The following is an 18,464-nucleotide window of genomic DNA, read 5'->3' on the forward strand; positions in this document are numbered from 1 at the left end:
TCCATGACGAAGACCGGTCTCCCGGACGGCATCCGGGCCTGCCTGTTCGACCTCGACGGTGTGCTCACCAAGACCGCGGTCGTCCACGCCGCCGCCTGGAAGCAGACCTTCGACGACTTCCTGCGCCGCCGCGACGGCGACGGATTCCGCCCTTTCGACTCGGTGGCCGACTACGACGAGTACGTCGACGGGCGCCCGCGCGCCGACGGGGTGCGGGCCTTCCTGGCCTCGCGGGACATCGAGCTGCCCGAGGGCGCCGCCGACGATCCCCCCGACCGGGACACGGTGCACGGCCTGGGCAACCGCAAGAACGTGCTCCTGCTGGAGAAGATCCACAAGGACGGCGTCGAGGCGTACCCGGGCTCCGTCCGCTACGTCGAATCCGTGCGCGCGGCCGGTCTGAGGACAGCCGTGGTCTCCTCCAGTGCCAACTGCCGTGACGTCCTGGTCGCCGTTGGCATGGACAAGCTCTTCGAGGTGCGGATCGACGGTGTCGTGGCCGCCGAGCGCAAGCTCCCCGGCAAGCCGCACCCCGACACCTTCCTCGAGGCCGCGCACGAACTCGGCGTCGAGGCAGGCGCGGCGGCCGTCTTCGAGGACGCCCTGGCCGGGATGGACGCCGGCCGGGCCGGCCACTTCGGGCACGTCGTGGGGGTCGACCGGGTCGGCCAGGCCGACGCCCTGCGCGCGCACGGCGCCGACATCGTCGTACAGGACCTCGTCGAGCTGCTGGAGGAGGACGCGTGATCAGCCACTCCTCCTTCACCGTCGAGCCCTGGTCCCTGCGCGAGACCGGGCTCGACCTGGACGTGATCGCGCAGAGCGAGTCGGTCTTCGCCCTGTCCAACGGCCACGTCGGCTGGCGCGGGAATCTCGACGAGGGTGAGCCGCACGGCCTGCCCGGCTCCTATCTCAACGGCGTCCACGAACGGCATCCGATGCCGTACGCCGAGGCCGGTTACGGCTTCCCGGAATCCGGCCAGACGGTCATCAACGTGACCGACGGCAAGATCATCCGGCTCCTGGTCGACGACGAGCCGTTCGACGTGCGCTACGGGCGGCTGCGCTCGCACGAACGCGTGCTCGACCTGCGCAGCGGGCTCCTGCACCGGACCTGCGAGTGGACGTCCCCGGCGGGCAGCACCGTCAGGGTGCGCTCCACCCGGCTGGTCTCCCTCACGCAGCGAGCCATCGCCGCCATCTCCTATGAGGTGGAGGCGCTGGACGCCGACGTCCGCCTCGTCGTCCAGTCCGAACTGGTGGCCAACGAGCAGTTGCCGCAGGCCAACGGCGACCCCCGGGTCTCCGCCGTGCTGGAGTCCCCGCTGCAGCCCGAGGAAGACCTCGCCGAGGGCACCCGACTGCGCCTGGTGCACTGCACCGCCCTCAGCGGCCTGCGGGTCGCCGCCGCCGCCGACCACCTCGTGCACGGGCCGCCGTCCACCCGGACCTCCAGCGAGAGCAACGAGGACACCAGCCGGTTCACCATCACCTCCGAGCTGGCGCAGGGGGAGACACTGCGGCTGGTGAAGCTGGTCTCCTACGGCTGGTCGAGCGTGCGCTCGCTGCCTGCCGTACGCGACCAGGTGGAAGCCGCCCTCGCCGGCGCGCGCGCCACCGGCTGGCAGGGTCTGGCCGACGAGCAGCGCGGCTACCTGGACGACTTCTGGGCGCGCGCCGATGTCGAGATCGACGGCGACGCCCAGATCCAGCAGGCCGTCCGCTTCGCCCTCTTCCACGTCCTGCAGGCCGGCGCCCGCGCCGAGCAGCGCGCGATCCCGTCCAAAGGCCTGACCGGCTCCGGATACGACGGGCACTCCTTCTGGGACACCGAGAGCTTCGTCCTGCCGCTGCTCATCTACACCTCCCCGGACTCCGTCGCCGAAGCGCTGCGCTGGAGGCAGGCCACCCTCCCCGCCGCCCAGGACCGCGCCCGCACACTGGGCCTGCGGGGAGCCGCCTTCCCCTGGCGGACCATCGACGGCTCCGAATGCTCCGGCTACTGGCCGGCCGGCACCGCCGCCTTCCACATCAACGCCGACATCGCCGACGTCGTCGTACGCTACGTCTCGCTCACCGGCGACGAGGACTTCGACCGCGAGACCGGTGTCGAGCTGCTGGTGGAGACCGCCCGACTGTGGCGCTCCCTCGGCCACCACGACCCCGACGGCCACTTCCACATCGACGGGGTCACCGGGCCCGACGAGTACAGCGCCATCGCGGACGACAACACCTACACCAACCTCATGGCCCAGGCGAACCTGCGGGCCGCCGCCGACGCTGTCGAGCGCCACGTGGAGCAGGGCGCGGCCCTGGGCGTCGACGCCGAGGAGACCGCCGCCTGGCGGGACGCCGCCGCGGCCATGACCGTGCCGTACGACAGCGATCTGGAAGTCCATGAACAGTCGGCCGGCTTCACCCGCCACCAGGTCTGGGACTTCGCCGGCACGCCGCCCGAGCACTACCCCTTGTTGCTGCACTTCCCGTACTTCGACCTGTACCGCAAGCAGGTGATCAAACAGGCGGATCTGGTCCTGGCGATGTTCGTATGCGGCGACGCCTTCGACGACGAGCAGAAAGCGCGCAACTTCGCCTACTACGAGCAGCTGACCGTACGGGACTCCTCCCTGTCGGCGTGCATCCAGGCCGTCATGGCCGCGGAGGTCGGCCACCTGCGCCTGGCCTACGACTACCTGGGCGAAGCGGCTCTGATGGACCTCAACGATCTGGAGAAGAACACCCGCGACGGCCTCCACATCGCCTCCCTCGCCGGCGCCTGGACGGCCCTGGTCGCCGGCTTCGGCGGACTGCGACAGCGCGGCAGGGTCCTCGACTTCGCACCCAGACTGCCCGAGAAACTCAACCGCCTGGCCTTCACGCTGCAGGTGCTGCGCCGCCGCCTCCACGTCGAGATCACCGACGCCCAGACCGCCTACACCCTGGTAGAAGGCGAACCGCTGGAGATCCGCCACTTCGGCCAGCCACTCACCGTCTCCGGCAAGAGCCCGCAAACCCGCCCCACGCCGGCCGCAACCACCCGCCCAGCCCCGGAGCAACCTTCCGGCCGCGGCCCCCGCCCTCGCTGAACGCCTGGGCGGCAGCCGCTTGTTGGAGGGGCGTGCGCATGGTCCCGGACCTGTGCGATCAGGCAAGATGTTCGAGTGCCCAGACGCAGACCGACGCCACCCATGCCCCCGCCCGGCGATGATCCTCTTCTGGCGCAGGCGCTCACGGATCTGTCCTGGTACGAACGCAGCCGTGACCGTGCGCGCCGATGGCATTGGGCCACCGAACTGAGCGCCCTGATCACCGGGGCTGCCACAGTCGTCGCCGCAGGCACCCGGGCGCCTGCGATCGTCACCGCCAGCGTGGCCGGGGCAACCGTCTTCATCGGCGGCGCCCGCCAGGTCTACGGCCACACCGAGCGCCACGTCGTTTCGGCGGAGGCCTGGTTGAGGCTACGTCTGGCGATCCAGCGCTACCAGCTGATTCCCGAGGCGGAGCGGGACGCGGACAGCCGTCAGCGCCTCCTCGAAGAGATGGAGGCGACCGCGACCGCCGAACTGCAGGACTGGGCCGCCTACCGCCGTGCGCAGCGGACGGCGTCCAGGCCGGGTGCTCAGTAACACGCCCTGAACAAGCTCAACCGACCGGGGCTTTGTCGCGCAGGAACCCGAGCAGCAGGTCGGTCACGGCGGAAGGCCGTTCCAGGCCGGGCAGATGGCCTGCCCAAGGCAGTTCGACATGCCGGGCGTCCGCGAGAAGCTCAGGCAGTTGGGCAGCGATCCGCCGGAAGTCCGCCACGTCGTGCCCGCCCGACACGGCAAGGCAGGGAACGTGGATTGCCGACAGCTCAACCTCGACTCTGATCGGCGCGAACTCCTTGTCGGCTGCCAGTTGCACCTCGAAGGCATGCCGCTGCATCTGGCGCACCGCATCCCGAGCAGCCTCGTCGGCGTCCGGACCGAGCCAGGTGTCGACATTGAGTTCCACCGCACCCGCGATGTCGCCGGCCTCGATCAGCGCGTCCTCCCGCTCACCGAATGCGCGCAGTTCAGCGGTGGGTTCATGGCCGGGACGCCCAGAGCACAGCAGAGCCATCGCGCTCACCCGTTCGGGCCGACGCGCGGCGATCTCCAGGGCCACCCGCCCGCCGTACGACGACCCGACCAGTACGGCCTGCCCGACGCCGAGGGCATCCAGGAGCTCCACCACATCCTCGGCATCACTGTGGGGCCGGTCTGCGACGGGAGTCCCGCCGAACCCCCGGAAGTCGCAGCGCACCAGCCGGTAACCGCCATCGAGCAATCCCGGCCACTGCGCATCCCACATCCGCCGGTCACACACTCCGGAATGCAGCAGGACCACCACAGGACCGTCTCCGGCCACCTCATGAGAGAGCGTCATCCGGCAGACCCTACGCAGCCGATCCTCAACGCACATCCGAATATCGCCATCGCTGAATCCGGCCCCGGCTGCGTAGGCGCCTTTCGTCAGCGCGGGCCGTCGGAACGCTTCCGGTGGAGGGTGAACTGCTCGAACACCGACAGCTCGCCGTATGGCTTGTTCACGTTGTAGTAGGTCACGTGCAGCCGCGTGGTGTCGCCGGGGCGCGAGCCGGGGTCGACGGTGAACGCCGCGAAGCCGTAAGGGTGGTCGAGGTCCCGTACCCCGGTCCAGACGGCCTCCTCCTTGACGTACGTGGAGGTGCGCTTGCCGTTCGATCCCGCGGTCGCGGAGACCGCGGTGATGACCTTGCCGGTGCCGTCCTTGAAGAAGGCGCCGTTGGTGTTGCCGGAGACGCCTCCACCGCCGAGCACCATGTGCACGGTACCCAGGGAGGTGTCGATGGAGTCCGTCGCGGTCGACACCGGATTCGGGGTGAGCGTCTCGGTGCCGGAGACGACACCGCGTACGGCGAGGGACCTCTCGTAGTTGTGCTCGTGGCCGCACACGACCAGATCGACGCCGTACTTGTCGAACAGCGGGCCGTATTTCTGGCGCAGACCCAGGTCCGCGCCGTTGGCGTCGGAGGAGCTGATCATCACCTGGTGCATGGCGACGACCACCCAGTCGATGTCGCGGGAGGATCGCGCCGCCTTCAGCTCCCGTTCCAGGAAGGCGAGTTGGCGGCCTCCGGAGTAGCCGGAGATGTAGACGTCGCCACCGTCCTGGAGGCAGTTGTCGTCGTTCTGCAGCACGATCACCCGGACCGAGCCGGCGGTGAACGCGTACCAGAGGTTGGCGAGTTCGGCGTCGGTCTCGGTCGAGGGCAGTGAGAAGTACGTCTGGTACGCGCCGAGTCCGACCGGGCCGTTGGCGCTCTCGATCTCGTGGTTGCCGGCGGCGGGCATCCACGGGCGGAAGCGGGCCGACCGGGTGTTGTTGGTGAAGAAGTTGTTCCAGGTACGGACCCGGTCGACGTCGAGGTTGGCGTAGCACAGGTCGCCGTTGAGCAGGTGGAACAGCGGCGCGATCTGCTCGACGCCCGTCACGATGTCCTTGGTCGCGGGCGTGGAGTTCGCGTCGAGACCCACGGTGCCGTCGGCCTTCCACGTCACCTGGGGCGCCGACTGGTCGCCGAAGCTGGTGAAGGTGAAGGGCGCCCGTCCACGCGGGGCGGTGCGGAAGGTGCCGCTGTCGGGGGTGGTGCCTTCGTGCGTGACCATGTACACGTAGTCGGTGCCCGGCGTCAGCCCGGCCAGGGCCGCGTGGTGGACGTACACAGTGCGGCCCGACTTGCCGTCGGTGTAGGTGCGGGTCCGCGCGTCGGCCGCTGATCCGAAACCGTGCTCCAGCGTGCCGTACCACACGCGCGGCTTGTTGACCGGGCCGTCGGTGAGCCAGGAAACCGTCATCTGCCTGCTGGGATCGGCACCGAACGTCAGGTGCAGGCCCTGCACCGGCGATGCCCCGGCCGAGTCCGGCGTGATGTGGAACGCGGGGGCGTCGCCGAGGGGCGCCGCCTGCGCTGTGCCGGCACCCAGCAGCGGGGACGCGGCCGCCCCGGCGCCCACGGTCCCGAGCAGCCCCAGGGCGTGGCGGCGGCTGAGTCCTCTCGGTGAATCCGACGAATCCGGCGTACCCTCGCGTGCGTCCATCGCTGTACCTCCAGGCTGGCTCCGTGGCTTACCGAAGACTGACGCTCACCGGCGACCACCGGCTGAACGCGGCCTTGCGCCCGTAAGGCCGTGAGGGAACTCATCGCCCCCGGCGGCGAAGCCGCATCAATAGCGGACCGGGAGGGCGAGAAGCCCACGGGCACGCATCGAGGGACGCCGGCGCAACTCCTCCTGTGGGACGTCGAGTACGAGTCGCGGGAACCGGTCCAGGAGCGCGGTGAGTGCGATCTCGGTCTCCAGGCGGGCCAGCGGGGCGCCGAGGCAGTAGTGGATGCCGTGACCGAGGGCCAGGTGACCGGTGGCGTCGCGTGCGATGTCGAGCCGGTCGGGGTCGGTGAAGCGGTCCGGGTCGCGGTGGGCGGCGGCGAGCGACAGCAGGACGGTCTCGCCCGCCGGGATGGTCACGCCGCCGATGGCCATGTCCTCGGTGGGGAAGCGGCGGATGGCCAAGGGCGCCGGGCCGTCGTAGCGGGCAAGTTCCTCCACCGCGCCGCCTGTTCGGCCGGGGTCGGCGCGCAGCGCGGCCAGTTGGTCGGGGTGGCTGAGCAGGGCCAGGGTGGCGTTGCCGATGAGATGGACGGTGTTCTCGTACCCGGCGAAGAGAATCAGGAAGGCCAGGGACATCAGCTCGTCCTCGCTCAGCCGGTCCTCCTCGTCGCGTACGGCGATCAGGGCGGAGAGCAGGTCATCGGCCGGACTGGTGCGTTTGTCGGCGACCAGCTGGGTGAAGAACGCCAGCATGCTGCCGACGGCCTCCTTCGCCCGGGCCGGCTGCGCCGGGTCCGGGGCGACCAGGGCGTCGGTCCAGGCCCGGAAGTCCTGCCGGTCCGCCGGGGCGACGCCCAGCAGGTCGCAGATCACGGTGATCGGCAGCGGCGCTGCGTACGTGGCGATCAGGTCGGCCCGGCCGTGCGGGGCGATGGCGTCCAGCAGTTCGTCGGCAGTGCGCCGGATCGGGTCTCGCAGCTGTTCGATCCTGCGCGGAGTGAACGCCTGCGACACGAGCCGCCGGATGCGGGTGTGGTCCGGCGGGTCCATGTTCAGCAGGTTCGCGTCCAGCGCCGGCGGCAGCGCGAGGCCCCGATACCCGCCGGGCAGCGCGTTGCGCTTGTCCAGGGAGAGCCGGGGGTCTCCAAGGGCCTGGCGGACATCGTCGTACCGGGTGACCACCCAGGCCGGCATGCCATCCGTACCGGCGATCCGGTGGACGGGGCCGGCCTGACGCAGCCGCGCGTACACGGCATACGGGTCGGCGATCAGCTCGCCGGGGTCAATGTGCGGCTCCTGGCCGGGGGCTGTGGTCGGCATGCGTTCACCCTAGACAGCGGGTGGCCACCGGGGATGCCGGACCCTGTCAGCCGAGCAGTCGCAGCCGGGTCCCGGCGATACCGATGCGGACCACCTGGCCCCAGGTCAGGTGCAGTGCGTCGGCCTCGATGCCGTCGCCGAAGGCGACCAGACGGTCGGATTCGACGGTGAGCGAGAGCCGTTGGTCCTGGGCCAGGACGCCGTGGACCTGCTCGGTGCCGGTGGTGGGGGAGGGCCAGGCCTCGCGGACGAACCAGGCCAGTTCGGGACCGGCCGGGGCGGGGAGCGGCAGCGGGCTGCCACGTTCCAGCCAGGCGGACCGGCACCAGCCGGTGGCGCCGGTGCCGGTGCCGACGAGCACGCCCGAGCTGGCTTGCGGCTCGGGGGTGCTGCCCGCTTCCAGGCGGTAGCGCGCGGTCTGGTGCCCGGGCTGGCCGAGGTAGATCTCGTTGAGGGCCAGGAGCCGTTGGGTGTCGTCGGCGACGGCCTCCACCATGGTGCGCGGTTCCAGCCGGCCCTCCAGCCCCGGCGATGCGGCGGCGCGCAGCAGTTTGGCGGCGTCCGTGGCGCGGTGGCGGACCAGGACGCCGGGGTTGCGGCCCGGTTCGGCGTCGATGCCCAGCACGGGCTGTCCGTCGAGGTACTTGGCGGCGTTGGCGACCAGCCCGTCCTGCCCGACGACGACCACGATGTCGTCGGGCGCGAACAGGAAGCGGGCCAGGTCGCCGCGCTCCACCCGGGCGTGCCGCCAGTCCGCCGGGACCGCTCCCGCGACCTGCGCGAGCGCGGCTTCGGTGAGCCGGTGCCGGCGCTCCACCTCCTGGATGGCCCGTCCCCGGGTGCGGAGGAAGAACTCCGCCTGGCCCCGGGTGCCGTGACGGTCGATCAGCTCCTGGTACTCGGTGCGCCGGTGGACCAGGACGGCGCGCGGGGCCAGGCTCATCGGGTCAGCCTGCCCAGCAGGTCGGTGACCAGATCCGGGGTCAGCGTCAGATGCTCCACCTTGGGCAGGTTGCCGGCCAGCTCCATGAGGGCGAGCGCGTGCAGCACGGCCGGGTCGACCCGCTGATGTGCGGTGAGCCGGTCGGCCTCGGCGGCGGCTGTGGCTGCGCCGAGTGTGCGTACGGCCTCGGCCTCGGCGGTGGCCAGGGTGGTGCGGCGGCCGGCTTCGGACTCCGTACGGACGGTTGCGGCGGCGGCCTCTTCTTCGGCCAGGCGGCGGGCATTGGTGCCCTGCTGGGCGACCAGCTGCTCCTCGCGGCGGGCGAGTTCGATTTTGCTCTCCAGCTCGTTCTCGGAGATCGCCCGCTCCCGCTCGACGGCGACGGCACGTCGCTCGTACGTCGCCCGGTCCGCCTCCTGCTGGATCTGCTCGCGGGCCGGAGTGCGCAGCGCCCGCTCCACCTCGGGCTCGGGCCGCAGTGCCACCACGCGTACGGCGAAGACCTCGAGTCCGGTCTCGGCCAGTCGCGGCTCGGCGGCCAGCCCCTCAGCCATCCGTGCCCGCACCTCGGCGACGCCGTTGACCAGCGCGTCGGCGAGGCTGGTGCGGGCCAGCAGGTGCAGGGCGTGCTGCTGGGCGGTCTCGGTGAGCAGCGTGCCGATCTGCTCCAGCGGCGCGGCGCGCCAGACCCCCGTACCGGGGTCGATGCTGAAGTCGAGCCGGGTCGCCGCGGCGGCCGGTTCGGTGATCCGGAACGTGACGGTTGCCTGCACCGTGACGTCCTGGAAGTCGGCGGTGCGGGCATGGAAGAGCATCGCCAACTCACGGTCGTCGATGGGCACTTCGGAGAGAGCGGCAACCAGTGGACGGAACCAGAAGGCGATCCCGGCGCCGTCGTGGGCGAGTTGGCCGCGGCGAAGGTGGCGGATGTGCGAGGTGGGTGCTGCGCGCAGGTGTCGCAGTCCGAAGCGCTTGCTGATGTCGGCCATGGCGGCCCCCCTTGTCGTCAGTAAGACGATAGCGAGAGCCGACCTTTATCGTCAAGGTGACCCTATCGCCCGAGCGGCGGCGCCGTCGGGGGTCCGCGCCCGAACAGCCGGGTGCCCCGCGGCCGGTGCTCGCCGCCGTCAGGCCGCCCGGCTCAGGCCGCCCGGTTCAGGCTGCCGGGCGGGCGAGCTGGGTGTCCAGGGCGGCGAGGAGCCAGTCGTGGGCGGCGCCGGGGGTGGGGTGCGACGGGCCGGTCAGTTCGGCGGTGAGTTGCCAGTAGTGGTCGATGCGGGGATCCGCGGCGAGCAGGCGGCCGAGGTGGTGGCGGAAGGCGGGGGTGTCGCGCGTGCCGCGTGAGCGGGCATAGGCGGAGACGAAGCAGTCGAGTGCCCCGCCCTCGTGCGGTGGCCGCTGGGCCCGCAGCTCCGGCGATGCCAGCGCGTACGCCTCGCGGAGGCCGTCGTAGAGCACGGCAGGGCGGTAGCCCTTGTCGGGCCGGTGTGCCGCGGGCTGGCCGCGATCGTCGCCGCTGCAGGGGGCGGAGACGAAGGCGTGGAGCCGTGCGAAGGTCAGTACCTGGGCCGGGATCGGTTCCGCGGGGGGCTGCGGAACCGCCTCTTCGAGGATCGCGGAGACCAGCCGGGCCGGGAGCCGCGGAGGCAGCCAACGGCGCCAGAAACGCGCCAGCGCGGCCGTGGTGGGCGGGGCGGACACGGCGCCGATCAGGCGTAGCCGCTCGGTGCGTTCCTCGGGGGTGCAGTCCTGGAGCAGTTGGAGGGCGGCCTCCCGCCAGCGAAGGGCGGCCAGCCGGGAACCGAGCTCCCGCAGCTGCCCTGCGATGACGTCCTCCAGCGCGTCCTCCTGGTCGAGGATCCGGGCCACGTCCGGGACCGGCAGGTCGAGGGTGCGCAGGGAGCGGATCGTACGGAGCCGGTCGAGCGCCTCGGGGCCGTACCGGCGGTGGCCGCCGGCGCTGCGGGCGGCCTCGGGAAGCAGGCCGCGGTCCGAGTAGAAGCGAACGGTCTTGACAGTGACGCCCGCACGCTCGGCGAGCTCTCCGATGGTCCACAGGTTGTCAGGGGGCACGGCTTGAACCTCCCTCAGGGGGAGTTCCTACCGTACCGGCGACGACGAGACTGCGAGGAGACGTTCATGACGGCATTCATCCTGGTGTCGGGCGCCCACACCGGCGGCTGGATCTGGCACGAAGTGGCCGGTCGGCTGCGGGAGTCGGGAGCCGAGGCATATCCGGTGACGCTCACCGGCATGGGTGACCCCAGCCATCCGGCGGGGCCGGAAACGGACCTGGAAACGCACATCCAGGACCTGCTGCGGCTGATCGACCACGTGGATGCGCCGGAGGTGGTGATGGTCGGTCACTGCTACGGCATCCGCGTCGCACTGTGGTTCTTCTCCGCCGGCGCGCTGCTGTCGGCGGACTGGCTCGCGGCGCCCCCGTCATGGCTGCGGTGCGTGGCGGCGACCTATCCCGTCCTCGCGCCGCTGCCGAACTGGGGGCTCGCCGAATCCCGGTTCCGCCCTGCGGCCACCGTACGTAACGCGGGGCAGTTGCCGATCGTGGTGACCCGGGTGGGGCTGGAGCTCGCGGAGATCGCGGTCACGGTCGAGGAGTTCCTGACCGCCGCCGGCGACTGCAAAGCCCATGTCGAGGTGGTCGACGTACCGCTCGGCCACCACGGGCTCGAGACGATCGACCGCACCGACCAGGCGCGCGACGCCGTGGCCCGCGCGGTGCGGTCCGTGCTGGGGCACCTGCGGAGCTGAGGCGCCGCAGCGGGGGCGACGGCGTCACCCCCGCTGCTCGCCACGGAGGAACAGGCCCGCCAGGAGCGCCCCGACGAGGACGATCACCGCGTTGACCAGGACCGCTGTGCTGACGCCCTCGAGGATCGCGTCGGCGTTCCCCGAGCCGCCGGTGCGGGCGGTGACGATGGCGCTCATGATCGGCGTGCCCATGGTGATGCCGATCTGCTGGGTCATGGTCGCCACGCCGGTCGCCATGCCCTGCTCGGCGTCCGGCAGGCCGGACGTCGCGGTCACCATGAAGCCGACGATGACGAGCATGTTGCCCACGCCGCCGACGAAGGTGGCGACCAGCAGCAGCCACAGCCGGCTCCGGTCGGCGCCGAGCCCGAGCAGCGACGCCGTGGCGGCTGCCTGGACCAGACCGCCGGCGACCAGGGTCGGCGTCGTACCGATCTTCCCGATCACGCGGGCGGCGGTGACACCGCCGGTGACGGTGCCCAGGCCCAGGACGGCGAAGGACAGTCCGGCCGCCAGCGGCGAGAAGCCGAGCACCCTCTGCAGGTAGAGCGTCATCAAGAAGACCAGCGAGGTCTCGGTGACGAAGGCGATGAGACCGGCCAGGTTGCCCCAGATCACCGTTCGGCGCTGGAGAACGCGCAGGGGCACCAGAGGCTGGGCCGACCGCTTCTCCACGACGTAGAACGCCACCAGCAGCACCACACCGAGCGCCAGGGCGATCAGCGCGGTGGTGTCACCGAAGCCGTACTCGCCCGCCATGGTCAGGCCGTACACCAGGGCCAGCAGACCGACCGTCACGCTGACCGCGCCCGGCACATCGAGCCGGGTCCGGGCCGCGCCACGGCTCTCGGCGATCACCCTCGGAGCGATGACCAGCACGGCCAGGGCCACCGGCACATTGATGAAGAACGCCCAGCGCCAGCTCAGCAGATCGGTCAGGACCCCGCCGAGCACGGCACCCGTGGTGAAACCGGCCGACATCAGCGCACCGTTGAGTCCGAGTGCCTTGGCGCGCAGCGGCCCTTCCGGGAAGGAGGAGGTCAGCAGCGACAGCCCGGCCGGAGTCACGGCGGCGGTCGCCAGCCCCTGCGCGACCCGGGCGACCAGCAGCATCTCGGGACTGACGGCGAGACCGCCGACCATCGAGGACGCGCCGAGCACCGCGAGACCGATGAGGAACAGCCGCCGGCGACCGACGATGTCGGCGATCCGGCCGAACAGCAGGGTGAATCCCGCGGCGGAGAGCGCGAACGCGGTGGCGATCCACTGCAGGTTCGCCAGCGAGAAGCCGAGCCCCCTGCCGATCACCGGCAACGAGACATTGAGGATCGAGAAGTCCACGGCGAGCATGAACTGCGCGACCAGCAGGACGACCAGGACCAGCTTCAGCCGACCGGTCAGTCGCTCCGCGGCTGCCGCCGGGCGGGCGGCGGACACCTCGTCGAGTGCGGGCATCGTCGGACTCCGTTTCATTTCACGGCTGTTCACGGCTGTTCAGGGCGGGGGAGAGGGGGATGGGGGACTCATCACCCGTCGGCGAGTCTGTGATCGCCCGCGACGCACAGCCAGTGCCTTGTCCCGCGTACGCATCGGCCGCGTAGGACCGCGGTTCCTACCACCGGCAGGGTCAGGTTCGAGCCGCCCACCCCGCGCCGGCCGGAGCGATACTGATCCGTATGGACACCCCTGCGGAGCTCGGCGAATTCCTGCGCACCCGGCGGGGCCGACTGCGGCCGGAAGACGTCGGGCTGGTCTCGTACGGAGTCCGGCGCCGTGTCCCGGGCCTGCGGCGCGAGGAGCTGGCCCAACTGGCAGGAGTGAGCGCCGCGTACTACACCCGGCTGGAACAGGGGCAGAGCGGCAACGCCTCCGAGGCAGTGCTCGACGCCCTCGCCCGGGCTCTGCGGCTGAGCCACGACGAGCACGCCCACCTACGGAATCTCGCCCGCCCCAACCGCCCCAAGCGCCGTCCGCCGGAGCGGCCGGACCGCGCCAGGACCGGCACCAGGCAACTGATCGCGGCCTTGGACGCCGTGCCGGCGATCGTCCTGAACCGCCGCAGCGAGGTGCTGGCCTGGAACGCCCTGGGCCACGCCCTCATCGCCGGGCACCTGGACTCCACCAGCCCGGACCGGCCCGAGGACCGGCCCAACCTGCAGCGGCTGCTCTTCCTGGACCCGCACACCCGCGAGCTGTACCCGCACTGGGACGAGGAGGCCCGGCGCGCCGTGTCCTCCCTGCGGCTGGCGGCCGGCCGGCACGCGGACGACCGCAGGCTGGCGGAACTGATCGGCGAACTGCTCATGAACAGCTCCGAGTTCGAGGCGCTGTGGTCCCTCCACCCGGTGCGTCACTGCACGGCGGGCACGAAGTCCTTTCACCATCCGCTGGTCGGGGCGATGGACCTGGCCTTCGAGACCCTGCACACCGCGGACGACTCCGGGCACTGGGTGCTGCTGTACAGCGCCGAACGGGGCTCTCCGGCGGAGGCCGGCCTGCGGTTGCTCCGGGAGGTCGCCGTCGACGCGGTGCCCTCGGCCGTCGGCGCGGTCTGAGGAGACCACCCGAGTGGCGGCGCGCAGCGGGCACGTGACGAGGCGCCTGGAAAGGATGGGCGCGGGGCTGAGTCCACGAGCTACGGAGAACCCATGTCCGAGCACCGCCGTTACCGTCGTTTCGCAGGAGCCGGTGCCGTCGCCCTCGCGGCAGCGCTGCTGGTGTCCGCGCAGGCTCCGGGCTCCGTACGGGCTCCCGCCGCCGCACCGCCGGTCACCGGGCCCCGCATCGTCGCCCACTTCGATCTGGCCGCGGGCCAGCAGCCGGAGAACATCGCCCTGGAGCCCGACGGCGCCGCCGACCTGACGTTCAACGCCGCTCACCAGGTCGCCCGCGTCACTCCCGGCGGCCGCGTCAGGATCCTGGCCACCCTCCCCACCGGCGGCGGCGCGACCGGCATCGCCCGCGCCCGCAACGGCACCCTGTACGTCGTCTACCACGCCGGCACCGCCGCCCTCACCGGCGTCTGGTGCCTGGACCGGGGCGGCTCCCTCCACCGCATCGCCGCCCTGCCCGCGACCGGGTTCCCCAACGGCGCGGCCCTCGACGAACGCACCGGCCGCCTCTACGTCGCCGACTCCAAAGCCGGCACCGTATGGCGCGTCAACATCGCCACCGGCCGGGTCACCGCCTGGGCCCACGCCAACGCCCTCACGCCCAACACCGGCCCCACCGCCTCCGGCTACGGCGTCAACGGCGTCAAGCTGCGCCACTCCGCCGTCTGGGTGTCGAACACCGACAAGGGCACCCTGCTGCGCATCCCCGTCCGCCGCAACGGCTCCGCGGGCCGCCTCCAGGTCAGGGCCTCCGGCCTCGGCGGCATCGACGACTTCACCTTCGTCGGCCGCACCGGCTCCGTACTCGCCGCCATCGACGCCGCCGGCAAGCTCGTCCTCCTCACCCCCCGCGGCACCCGCACCACCGTCCTCACCGCCACGGACGGCCTGTCCAACCCCACCTCCGTCGCCCTGCGCGGCACCACCCTCTACGTCCCGAGCGCCGCGTACCTCACCGCCAAGGACCCCAACCTCCTCCTCGCCCGATTCCGCCGCTAGCCGATCTGACCGTCCTGCTCATCGCGGGCCATGCGAATGTTCGGCAGCCTGCCTCGCCAGAACTCGCACTCGCCCGTGGCATTGAAGCCGTACTGCTGGTAGAAGCGAACGGCCCGTTCGTTGTAGGCCGTCACCCATAGGCGCACGGGTGCATCTCCCGCCCACGCGAGGAACTCGCTCATCAGCCGAGGCCCGACGCCTTGCCCCTGGGCTTCGTTCAACAGGTACATGGGCCCAAGCGTGACGTGATCATCCCGTCGGCCGCACAGGATCCCGACGACCTCTGCTCCGGAGCGAACGACACGGCAGAAGAACCTGTCCGGCTGCCGTGTCGCCTCCTCAATGAACTCTCGCCACTGCGCAGTCCCCTCCGCCGTGGTCGCTGAACCCCGGTGCTTCCTGATCCACGTCTCATCGATCCCAGCGTCTTCGTTGGGGTACGTCTGGAGCCAAGCCACCAGGTACATCTGCCCAACGGCTGCCGCCTCATCGGGCCGGGGCGCTTCGATCAGGTGAGACATGGGCCCATTCTTTGACGGCGCGCAAGATGTGTCTGCTCACGCCGCGAAAACGGTTGGTCGTCGTCCATCGCAGCCTGCCAGTGTCGAGCGTCATGGACTGCGTCTTCCGCACCCTCGTTCATGCCGACTCGACCCGGTGGGTCTTTCGCGGACCGACGGCTTGCGCCTTCGCACCGCTCAACCAGATAGCACCCGGCCACGCACTGGTCATCCCGACATCACACTTCGCCGACATCTTCGAGACGCCGCCACAGCTTCTGGCCGAGACCATGGCCATGGTGCGGGAGGTGGCTGCCACGATGCGGCGGGCGCTCGAGTTCTGCCTGGCCTGTGGGGAAGTGGCCGATGAGGTCACGACGGGGTTCCCAACACGGCTGACTATGCTGGCGGCGTGGACATCGTGATACCGCTCTTCGACCGCTTCGAACCGCTCGACGCGATCGGTCCGTACGAGATCCTCGCCCACGTACCGGGGGCGAGGGTGCGGTTCGTCGCCCCTGAGCAAGGACGGATCAGCGACGTGCTCGGGGCGCTCGCGGTGACCGTTGACAGCAGGTATGACGACATCGAGTCCTGCGACGTGTTGATGGTGCCCGGAGGAGTCGGAACCCGGGTGTTGATGAAGGACGACGCCTTTCTCGACTGGGTGCGGCGGATCAACGCCACGAGCGCCTTCACCACCTCTGTGTGCACCGGCTCGCTCGTCCTGGGGGCGGCCGGCCTACTCACCGGCCTGGACGCCACCACGCACTGGGCGAGCGTGGCTGAACTGGAGGCCTTCGGCGCCCGCTACAGCACGGATCGGGTGGTCAGACAGGGCAAGATCGTCACGTCGGCCGGCGTTGCATCGGGCATCGACATGGCCCTCCACCTTGCGGCCTGGCTGACCGACGATGCCACTGCCCAAGCGATCCAGCTCTACACCGAGTACGACCCCCAGCCGCCGTTCGACGCCGGTTCGCCGGCCAAGGCATCCCCGGCTGTGATCGCAAGGGCTCGAACTCTTGGCTGACGGCCCACTGTTGGGAGCACTTATCCCTTCCCCGAACCCTCGGTGTCGTGCCGAAGCCAGACATCGGGGGGCGGGGTTCGTACCGGTCGCCGCCGGCCTTGCCGAGAGCTGGAACGCGGTTCAGCCGGTCGACTATCAGTCCATCCCGGCCCCGTGATCTGAATCGGACACACGGTCACCGGCCACCCGGCCCGGCTGCCTTCAACCCCGCACGGGTCACTCGTCGGAGGCCCCGTCCCTCCGTCGCATCGACCGTGAGCCTGCTCAGCCGCGAGGACGGAGGCTTCACCCCGGCCGTCAAGCTGTCGGTCGACCTGCCCGGGCTCGACCAGGCAGCCGCCGACCAGCTTGTACAGACCACCCATCTGGTCTGCCCTCCAACGCCACCCGAGTCAACATCGACGTGGCCCTCGAAGCAACGATCTGAACCGGGTCGGGTGGCTGTGACCTGTGGTGGGTCACATCCCGCGGGTCGGATATCTGCCATGCAGGGGCAGGCGTCACGCCGATGCCGGTACCGAGCCGGGGTGGGTCGGTCAGCGGGGGCTGGGGCAGCGGGTGTCGCGGCGGGGGAGTGTGCCGGTGGTCAGCCAGGCGGTGGCGATGTCACGGGCGCAGTGGTCCGGGGTGAAGCCGTAGACGCCGTGGCCGCCCTGGTCCACGCTGACCATCGTGGCGCGGCGGCCGAGGGCGTGGCGCGTCACCTGGGCCCCCGGGTAGGGCGTGGCCGGGTCGCGGAGGTTTTGCAGAAGCAGAATGTTGCGCGGCCCTTGGTCCGTGATCTTCTCCGGCGCTTCGGGAGCGCGGTGGGGCCAGAAGGCGCAGGGGAAGATGTCGCCGCTCATGGGCCCGGCGACCGGGTAGCGGCGGGAGTCCTCGCGCAGCGAGCGGCGGTACGGGGCGAGGCTACGGGGCCAGCCTCGGTCGTCTTGGCAGACGGTGGCGGCCGCGGAGGGCTGGATGAGTTGGTTGGCCACCGGGTCCAGCACCTTGGCGTACAGCACGCCCAGCGGACCGGCGATCTGCTTGGCTGACGGTGCGCCGGGTGCGTGGGCCAGGAACTGCCAGACCCGTGCCAGGTTGGGGAAGTCGCTGTCCGAGTACAGCCCCTGGAAGGTGAGCTGACGCAGCACCGTGCCGCTCACCCGGTACCGGCCGACGACGACCGGGTGCGGGTCGAGCCGGTGGATGAGCGTGAACAGGATCCGTCCCACCCGCCCGGGATCACGGCCCAGGTGGTAGGTGGCGTCGTGCGCGGCCGCGTACCGGGTGAAGTCCGGGTAGCGCTGCTTGGATCCCAGGCCGAAGAGTCGGAAGCGTTGGCGCCATGTGGCGGAGGTGTCCACGACGCTGTCGAGGATCAACCGGTCGGTGCGGCGCGGGAACATCTGGGCGTAGACGGCGCCCAGGTAGGTGCCGTAGGAGATCCCGTAGTAGGAGATCCGCCGCTCGCGCAGCGCCGCCCGGATGCGGTCCATGTCGCGGGCGTTGTTCTTCGTGTACATCGTCGGCAGCAGCGGTCCCGCGTGCCGGGCGCACGAGCGGGCGACGCTGCGCTGCAGTGCGGCGGTCGCTGAGAACGGCTTGCCGTACAGCGGCGGGGACAGCGGCAGGTTGTTCATCTGGTGGACCGAGAGGTGGCACGAGACGCCCGAACTGGCGGCCAGTCCACGGGTGTCGAAACCGATCAGGTCGTAGTGGGTCCGCACGGACGCCGGCACCGTCGCGCTCCACCACAGCGGCATCGCCACCCCGGGTCCGCCCGGTCCGCCGGGATTGAGCAGCAGTACGCCGCGTCGCCGGCGCGGATTCGTCGCCCGGAGCCGGGAGATCGTCAGTGTGACCTGCGGGCCCTTGGGACGGGCGTAGTCCCGCGGCACCTGCACCGAGGCGCATCGCAGGGGTGAGTCACGGGGAGTCAACGTGGCGGCCGGGCAGGCCTGCCAGACCAGTGGTCCGGCCCCGCCGGGCCGAGCCGCCTGGACGGCCGTCGCGGCGGCCGGGGCACTGGCCGCGAGGGCGACGGCGGTCAACGCGGCGGCCATGACACGGGCCGCCCGGGGTGTCCTGGATCGCGAGCCGGCGGTGGCAGTGGGCGGCACGGATCCTCCAACGGTGGTCTGCACGGCCCGGCCGGCGGCCCGGCCCGGCGCCGGCGCGCTCGCCGGCTACGTT

General features: G+C 71.1%; 16 protein-coding genes and 1 pseudogene. 8 read left to right on the forward strand and 9 right to left on the reverse strand.

Annotation, left to right across the window (positions count from 1 at the left end):
* The first annotated feature begins 3 nt into the window (after positions 1-3).
* The 3 genes from ACFXJ5_RS19755 to ACFXJ5_RS19765 all read left to right on the forward strand — a co-directional run bounded on the left by ACFXJ5_RS19755 (position 4) and on the right by ACFXJ5_RS19765 (position 3,626).
* The gene (locus tag ACFXJ5_RS19755) at positions 4-747 is read left to right on the forward strand and encodes an HAD family hydrolase (protein WP_384632210.1); all 744 of its coding nucleotides are present in this window, start codon (positions 4-6) and stop codon (positions 745-747) included.
* Positions 744-3,086, forward strand: coding sequence for a glycoside hydrolase family 65 protein (locus ACFXJ5_RS19760; protein WP_384632213.1), 2,343 nt, complete (start codon positions 744-746; stop codon positions 3,084-3,086). The genes ACFXJ5_RS19755 and ACFXJ5_RS19760 overlap by 4 nt, the downstream gene beginning before the upstream one ends.
* Positions 3,087-3,161: 75 nt before the next feature.
* Complete coding sequence (locus ACFXJ5_RS19765) at positions 3,162-3,626, forward strand: SLATT domain-containing protein (RefSeq protein WP_384632216.1); 465 nt, start codon at positions 3,162-3,164, stop codon at positions 3,624-3,626.
* Positions 3,627-3,642: 16 nt separating this feature from the next.
* Here ACFXJ5_RS19765 and ACFXJ5_RS19770 read toward each other — a convergent pair whose 3' ends face one another.
* The 6 genes from ACFXJ5_RS19770 to ACFXJ5_RS19795 form a co-directional block, all read right to left on the reverse strand.
* On the reverse strand, positions 3,643-4,407 hold the full coding sequence (locus ACFXJ5_RS19770) for an alpha/beta fold hydrolase (RefSeq protein WP_384632219.1): 765 nt from the start codon (positions 4,405-4,407) through the stop codon (positions 3,643-3,645).
* A gap of 86 nt (positions 4,408-4,493) precedes the next feature.
* A complete protein-coding gene (locus tag ACFXJ5_RS19775) occupies positions 4,494-6,101 on the reverse strand; it encodes a purple acid phosphatase family protein (RefSeq protein ID WP_384632222.1) in 1,608 nt (535 codons plus the stop codon).
* A gap of 126 nt (positions 6,102-6,227) precedes the next feature.
* The gene (locus tag ACFXJ5_RS19780) at positions 6,228-7,430 is read right to left on the reverse strand and encodes a cytochrome P450 (protein ID WP_384632224.1); all 1,203 of its coding nucleotides are present in this window, start codon (positions 7,428-7,430) and stop codon (positions 6,228-6,230) included.
* 46 nt (positions 7,431-7,476) lie between these two features.
* Positions 7,477-8,373: a hypothetical protein gene (locus tag ACFXJ5_RS19785; RefSeq protein WP_384632227.1), complete on the reverse strand. Its 897-nt coding sequence runs from the start codon at positions 8,371-8,373 to the stop codon at positions 7,477-7,479.
* Positions 8,370-9,362: an SPFH domain-containing protein gene (locus tag ACFXJ5_RS19790; protein ID WP_384632230.1), complete on the reverse strand. Its 993-nt coding sequence runs from the start codon at positions 9,360-9,362 to the stop codon at positions 8,370-8,372. Before ACFXJ5_RS19790 ends, ACFXJ5_RS19785 begins: the two co-directional genes overlap by 4 nt.
* A 166-nt stretch (positions 9,363-9,528) precedes the next feature.
* Positions 9,529-10,446 (reverse strand): MerR family transcriptional regulator, encoded by a 918-nt coding sequence (locus tag ACFXJ5_RS19795; RefSeq protein WP_384632233.1) that lies wholly within the window; start codon positions 10,444-10,446, stop codon positions 9,529-9,531.
* 300 nt (positions 10,447-10,746) lie between these two features.
* On the opposite strand from ACFXJ5_RS19795, the pseudogene ACFXJ5_RS41265 reads away from it, so the two are divergent.
* Positions 10,747-11,145, forward strand: a pseudogene (locus ACFXJ5_RS41265) (alpha/beta hydrolase); the annotation flags it as partial.
* Between the two features lie 24 nt (positions 11,146-11,169).
* Here ACFXJ5_RS41265 and ACFXJ5_RS19805 read toward each other — a convergent pair.
* On the reverse strand, positions 11,170-12,600 hold the full coding sequence (locus ACFXJ5_RS19805) for an MFS transporter (protein WP_384632239.1): 1,431 nt from the start codon (positions 12,598-12,600) through the stop codon (positions 11,170-11,172).
* A 221-nt stretch (positions 12,601-12,821) separates the two neighbouring features.
* On the opposite strand from ACFXJ5_RS19805, the gene ACFXJ5_RS19810 reads away from it, so the two are divergent.
* Entirely contained in the window at positions 12,822-13,700 is an 879-nt protein-coding gene (locus tag ACFXJ5_RS19810; protein WP_384632242.1) for a helix-turn-helix transcriptional regulator, read from the forward strand.
* Positions 13,701-13,793: 93 nt separating this feature from the next.
* The gene (locus ACFXJ5_RS19815) at positions 13,794-14,756 is read left to right on the forward strand and encodes an SMP-30/gluconolactonase/LRE family protein (RefSeq protein ID WP_384632245.1); all 963 of its coding nucleotides are present in this window, start codon (positions 13,794-13,796) and stop codon (positions 14,754-14,756) included.
* Here the strand turns inward: ACFXJ5_RS19815 and ACFXJ5_RS19820 are convergent.
* The gene (locus ACFXJ5_RS19820) at positions 14,753-15,277 is read right to left on the reverse strand and encodes a GNAT family N-acetyltransferase (protein WP_384632247.1); all 525 of its coding nucleotides are present in this window, start codon (positions 15,275-15,277) and stop codon (positions 14,753-14,755) included. The genes ACFXJ5_RS19815 and ACFXJ5_RS19820 overlap by 4 nt on opposite strands.
* 11 nt (positions 15,278-15,288) lie before the next feature.
* On the opposite strand from ACFXJ5_RS19820, the gene ACFXJ5_RS19825 reads away from it, so the two are divergent.
* Complete coding sequence (locus ACFXJ5_RS19825; protein ID WP_384632250.1) at positions 15,289-15,681, forward strand: HIT family protein; 393 nt, start codon at positions 15,289-15,291, stop codon at positions 15,679-15,681.
* Complete coding sequence (locus ACFXJ5_RS19830) at positions 15,669-16,289, forward strand: DJ-1/PfpI family protein (RefSeq protein ID WP_384632253.1); 621 nt, start codon at positions 15,669-15,671, stop codon at positions 16,287-16,289. The genes ACFXJ5_RS19825 and ACFXJ5_RS19830 overlap by 13 nt, the downstream gene beginning before the upstream one ends.
* 536 nt (positions 16,290-16,825) lie before the next feature.
* Here ACFXJ5_RS19830 and ACFXJ5_RS19835 read toward each other — a convergent pair.
* Positions 16,826-18,334: an alpha/beta hydrolase gene (locus ACFXJ5_RS19835; protein ID WP_384632256.1), complete on the reverse strand. Its 1,509-nt coding sequence runs from the start codon at positions 18,332-18,334 to the stop codon at positions 16,826-16,828.
* Positions 18,335-18,464 lie beyond the last annotated feature (130 nt).

Origin of the sequence: Streptomyces sp. NPDC059373, assembly GCF_042751495.1 — a bacterium.
Classification (GTDB): Bacteria; Actinomycetota; Actinomycetes; order Streptomycetales; family Streptomycetaceae; genus Actinacidiphila.

Bases quoted from the DNA above. Each gene is read 5' to 3' on its own strand.
- ACFXJ5_RS19780 (WP_384632224.1), bottom strand. From the start codon at position 7,430: ATGCCGACCACAGCCCCCGGCCAGGAGCCGCACATTGACCCCGGCGAG.
- ACFXJ5_RS19775 (WP_384632222.1), bottom strand. From the start codon at position 6,101: ATGGACGCACGCGAGGGTACGCCGGATTCGTCGGATTCACCGAGAGGA.
- ACFXJ5_RS19755 (WP_384632210.1), top strand. From the start codon at position 4: ATGACGAAGACCGGTCTCCCGGACGGCATCCGGGCCTGCCTGTTCGAC.
- ACFXJ5_RS19770 (WP_384632219.1), bottom strand. From the start codon at position 4,407: ATGACGCTCTCTCATGAGGTGGCCGGAGACGGTCCTGTGGTGGTCCTG.
- ACFXJ5_RS19805 (WP_384632239.1), bottom strand. From the start codon at position 12,600: ATGCCCGCACTCGACGAGGTGTCCGCCGCCCGCCCGGCGGCAGCCGCG.
- ACFXJ5_RS19785 (WP_384632227.1), bottom strand. From the start codon at position 8,373: ATGAGCCTGGCCCCGCGCGCCGTCCTGGTCCACCGGCGCACCGAGTAC.
- ACFXJ5_RS19835 (WP_384632256.1), bottom strand. From the start codon at position 18,334: ATGGCCGCCGCGTTGACCGCCGTCGCCCTCGCGGCCAGTGCCCCGGCC.
- ACFXJ5_RS19815 (WP_384632245.1), top strand. From the start codon at position 13,794: ATGTCCGAGCACCGCCGTTACCGTCGTTTCGCAGGAGCCGGTGCCGTC.
- ACFXJ5_RS19790 (WP_384632230.1), bottom strand. From the start codon at position 9,362: ATGGCCGACATCAGCAAGCGCTTCGGACTGCGACACCTGCGCGCAGCA.
- ACFXJ5_RS19820 (WP_384632247.1), bottom strand. From the start codon at position 15,277: ATGTCTCACCTGATCGAAGCGCCCCGGCCCGATGAGGCGGCAGCCGTT.
- ACFXJ5_RS19810 (WP_384632242.1), top strand. From the start codon at position 12,822: ATGGACACCCCTGCGGAGCTCGGCGAATTCCTGCGCACCCGGCGGGGC.